This is a genomic window from Leucobacter soli, assembly GCF_042659205.1.
Lineage (GTDB): Bacteria > Actinomycetota > Actinomycetes > Actinomycetales > Microbacteriaceae > Leucobacter > Leucobacter soli.
Genome location: NZ_JBHSRW010000194.1, coordinates 1 through 4355 on the forward strand (window position 1 = coordinate 1; position 4355 = coordinate 4355).

General features: G+C 71.1%; 5 protein-coding genes and 1 pseudogene. 3 read left to right on the forward strand and 3 right to left on the reverse strand.

The window, feature by feature from the left end; translation table 11 throughout:
* Positions 1 to 652, forward strand: a pseudogene (locus ACFPZL_RS10485) (hypothetical protein); the annotation flags it as partial.
* Between the two features lie 86 nt (positions 653 to 738).
* Here the strand turns inward: ACFPZL_RS10485 and ACFPZL_RS10490 are convergent.
* From ACFPZL_RS10490 to ACFPZL_RS10500, 3 genes are read right to left on the reverse strand one after another with little or no spacing between them, the layout of a single operon-like run.
* The gene (locus tag ACFPZL_RS10490) at positions 739 to 1470 is read right to left on the reverse strand and encodes a gamma-glutamyl-gamma-aminobutyrate hydrolase family protein (protein WP_218114887.1); all 732 of its coding nucleotides are present in this window, start codon (positions 1468 to 1470) and stop codon (positions 739 to 741) included.
* Between the two features lie 7 nt (positions 1471 to 1477).
* Positions 1478 to 1873, reverse strand: a complete 396-nt coding sequence (locus ACFPZL_RS10495; protein WP_218114888.1) for a cupin domain-containing protein — start codon at positions 1871 to 1873, stop codon at positions 1478 to 1480.
* Between the two features lie 6 nt (positions 1874 to 1879).
* On the reverse strand, positions 1880 to 2725 hold the full coding sequence (locus tag ACFPZL_RS10500) for a fumarylacetoacetate hydrolase family protein (protein ID WP_218114889.1): 846 nt from the start codon (positions 2723 to 2725) through the stop codon (positions 1880 to 1882).
* Between the two features lie 202 nt (positions 2726 to 2927).
* On the opposite strand from ACFPZL_RS10500, the gene ACFPZL_RS10505 reads away from it, so the two are divergent.
* The gene (locus tag ACFPZL_RS10505; RefSeq protein WP_218114890.1) at positions 2928 to 3713 is read left to right on the forward strand and encodes a MarR family transcriptional regulator; all 786 of its coding nucleotides are present in this window, start codon (positions 2928 to 2930) and stop codon (positions 3711 to 3713) included.
* Positions 3714 to 3726: 13 nt separating this feature from the next.
* On the forward strand, positions 3727 to 4355 hold a 629-nt coding region (locus tag ACFPZL_RS10510), incomplete at its 3' end, for a helix-turn-helix domain-containing protein (RefSeq protein ID WP_382335347.1).

Consider the following 4355-nt stretch of genomic DNA (forward strand, 5'->3'; position numbering starts at 1 on the left):
CGGCGTCGCCGGCACGCTCGACGGCCTGGACGGGAGCGTCGAGCCCGACGACGGACCACCGCTCGCCAACGGGGCCGCCGCCCGCCCGGCCCTCCCTCGGGGGAAGCACATCTTCGCCGTCGGGGACTCGGTGATGCTCGCCAGCCTCCCGGAGCTCAAGGCGTCCTTCCGCGGCGTCAAGGTCGACGCCGCGGTTTCGCGCGGGCTCGGCGCCGGCGTGCAGATCGTCGAAGACCTGGCGGGGCAGAACCGTCTGCGACGGGTGCTGGTCGTCGGGCTCGGCACGAACGGTCCGGTGGATCGGGCGGACCTCGAACGCTTGCAGCGCACAGCCGACGGGCGGCCGATCGTGCTCGTGAACGCCCACGCCGACCGCGACTGGATCCCCGGCGTGAATCGGCTGCTGCAGGAGTTCGCCGACGAGCAGGCGGGTGTCGTGCTGGCGGACTGGGATCGCGCGATCCGGAAGCACCCGCGCGAGCTCGCGGGCGACGGGATCCACCCGAACCCCGGCGGAGCGGAGATCTACGCGAAGACCGTGCGGAAGGCGCTGCGGGAACTGCAGCGGTCGTCCGAGCGGATCGTGCACGAGTCGGCTGATCTGGCCCCCGGGGCCACGGAACCCGCGGCGGGGTCGGGCACGGCGGAGTAGCGGACCCGCACACAGAGCAGCCCGAAAGCGAAGCAGCCCGACCCCGGGGCTCCGGGATCGGGCTGCTTCTGCGTGTACGCCGTCGCCTATGCGACCGATTCGGCGGATGCCCGCACGAACGCCTTCATGAGGTCGAGTCCCTCCGGATCGAGCCGCTCCTCGGGATGCCACTGCACACCGAGGCAGAACGATCCGTCCGCGGCCTCGACCGCTTCGACGATGCCGTCGGGCGCGGTCGCCGTCGCGACGAGCCCCTCGCCGAGCGCGTCGACGCTCTGGTGGTGGTGCGAGGCGATGTCGAAGGACTGCCGCCCGACGATCCGCTCGAGCAGTGTGCCCTCCTCAACCTCGACCGGGTGCGAGGTGAAGACGCCGACCACGTCGCGGTGCGGCGTCAGCTCCACCTCGTCGCCGAGGTGCTGCGTGAGCGTGCCTCCCAGTGCGACGTTGATCACCTGCAGCCCGCGGCAGGCCCCGAACGTGGGCATGCCGCGCCGTCGCGCCTCGCGCACCAGCGCCATCTCGAGCTCGTCGCGGACGCGCAGCGGCGGGTCGTTGCTCTCATGGGCCTGCTGCCCGTAGAGATCCGCGTCGAGGTCGCGACCGCCGGGCAGGAACAGCCCGTCGACCCCGTCGAGCAACCGACCCGGATCCTCCAGGTGCACCGAGAGCGCCGGGAAGAGCACGGGTGCTCCCCCGGCCTGCTCGATAGCCGTCAGGTAGGTGTGCGGGATGCCGTCGGTGGGGATGTCGACCCATGCGCCCGAGGTCGAGATCTTGCGGTCGGTGACGAGCCCGATCAGAGGAGTCCGAACCACGGTCGCGCTACTTCCCTTCGAGCGGGTTGTCGTCGCTCCAGTCGGTGACGCCCCACACGACCGAGTGCCACACGCAGTCGCTGCCCTCGTCGGCGCCGTGCCAGTGGCGCTCGTTCGGCTCGGTGCGGATCACGGTGCCCGGCAGGATGCCGGTGGTCGTGCCCTCGTCGCTGCCGACACGGCCGACGCCGGCCGCGAGCGTGAGGATCTGGCCGCCCGGGTGGGTGTGCCAGTGCGTGACCGCGCCATCCTTGTGGTGGATGCGCGCGACGTCGACGGCGCCCAGGTTCGGCACGTCGGCGAGCGACTCGGTGGCCGCCTCGATGATCATCTCGAGCTGCACCGTGCCGGTGAAGCGCCCGCCGTAGACGTAGTCCTTGTTGCCCTCGGGGAGGATCTCCATGGCCGTCTACGCCTCGAAGCGCACGGGGTTCGAGATCTTGCCGACGCCGGGGATCTCGACCTCGACGACGTCGCCGTCGCGCAGGTAGCGCGGGGGCTTCCGCTCGTCGCCCACGCCGCCCGGGGTGCCGGTGGCGATCAGGTCGCCCGGCTCGAGGGTGACGCCCTGGCTGAGGTACGAGACGATCTCGGGGATCGTGAAGATGAACTGCTTGGTGTTGCCGTCCTGCATCACCTCGCCCGAGAGCGTGGTGCGCACGGGCAGGTTGTCGCGGCATTCGGCGTCGGCGAAGGAGTCCATGCTCACGACCGCCGGGCCGACCGGGGTGAAGGTGTCGAAGCTCTTGCCGAGGGTGAACTGCTTCATCGGGGTCTCGAGCTGCGCACGGCGGCCGGAGACGTCGTTGAGCACGGTGAAGCCGCCGACGTAGTCCCAGGCCTCCTCGACCGAGACGCGGTAGGCCGGCTTCGAGATGAACACGCCGAGCTCGCCCTCGTAGTCGGGGCGGGTCTCCTCGCGCGGGATCACGATGTCGTCGAAGGCGCCGGTGACCGAGCTCGGGAACTTGCCGAACATCATGGGAACGTCGGGCTTCGCGAGGTTCGTCTCCTCGACGTGCGACATGTAGTTGAGGCCGATCGCGAGGATCTTGCCGGGGCGGTTCGGCGCGAGCACGTGCACGTCGCCGATCTCGTGGGTCGCTCCGTTCGCGGCGACGATCTCCGCCCACGCCTCCGGGGTCGCGGCGAAGCCCGTGGCGGGCGCCTCGCCCGCGGTGGTGATCGTCGTTCCGTCGAGACGGCCGAGGAACCGGCGGCCGTCCCCGGTCTCGAAGTGGATTGCCTGCGTCATCTTGAACCTCCTGGTGTCGGGGATACTGTACGCGCGCCTCCGCAAGGGACACCGCACACGCTTGGTTACTACAATAGTATATCCGTACTTCTAGGGAATACTGAAGGGGATCGTCGCACCGGCCGGGCGACCAGCCGGTAGAGTTCGGAGGTACGCCGCTGCGCGGCGTCGCCGATCACCCGTTCCCACCGCCCGAGGCAGCATGGAGATTTCTCAGACCACCGCGGCAGCGCTCGACCTCCTGTCGGTGATCGCAGACCACCCTCCGCTCACCGTCGAGCGGCTCGCGGAGCATGCCGGCACCTCGGTCGACATCTGCTCCCGCCGTCTGCACACGCTCGCCGAGCGAGGCTACGCCGTCCTGCGCTCCGACGGCACCTGGAGCCTCGGCCCCAAGCTCCGCGACCTCGCCTCTCAGGTGCCGGACCCACTCGCGCTCGCCGCGCGCGACCGGATCAACGAGCTCGCCCAGCGCTTCGCTGCGGCCGTCGTCATCGCCACCCCGGCACCGCCGAACTTCATCATCCGCATCGAGCGCGAGGGCCGCGCCGGGCCGGTGCGCGTCGAGCACCTCTCCGGCGTGAAGTTCCACATCTGGCAGGCGCCGCCGGGTCTCGCGCTGCTGCCGGCGCTCGACGACGCGGCCATCTCCGAGATCCGCTCGATGGCACCGGACCCCGGCGTCGTCTCCGCGGCGCTCGACCAGTTGCGCCGCACGGGCATCGTCGTCGCGCCGAGCGAAGTGATGACCGGGCGGACCGGGGTCGCCACACCGATCACCCTGACGAGCGGACGGACCATTGCGTCGCTCACCCTCGCCTTCCCGGGGCTCACCATCGACGACCCGGAGGACACCCGCGCCCAGCTGCTCACCGCCGCCCGGCAGATCTCCCGACGCTACGAGCAGCTCATCGAGCCCGCCGCCGACCACCGCAGCGCTCGCCCGCGCGCGTCTCGCAGCACCGGGACGATCGGCGTGCAGGTATGAACGGCGCACCGCGATGACCCGGATCAGCCTGACCCTCGATCGCGCACTGCAAGTGCTCGGGCTGCTGCGGAACGGACCGGCCCGCGCCTCCGAGATCGCGCTCGCGCTCGGCCTCAACCGGACCGTCACCCATCGGCTGCTCGCCACCCTGCAGCTGCGCCGGTTCCTGGTGCAGATCGACAACCGCTACTACCTCGGCGATGCGATCCGTCCCCTCGCCGAGCACGTCGAGACGGAACTGCAGGGCGCCGCGACCGATCCCGTCTCCCAGCTCTGCGAGCGCACCGGCGGGATGGCGCTCCTCACCGTCCGCTCGGGGCTGCTCGCGAGCCTCCTGACCTTCACTCATGCCGAATCCTGGGCCGACGTGGTCGTGATCCCCGAGGTCGGCACCCCGCACTCCGTGCTCGACGGCCCGCAGGGGCTCGCGATGCTCGCCTTCAGCGAGCCCGCGACCATCGCGAAGGCCCGGCGCCGGATCGACGACGCCGCACGCTTCGACCGGCTCCTCGAGGAGACGCGGGCCGCGGGCTGGACGAGCGAGAGCATCAACCCGACGCCGCACCCGCTCCACGAGCTGGCCGCGCCCATCCGGCACCGCAGCGCGTACGCGGACGCGGCCCTCGCGCTCCTGCTGCCGGC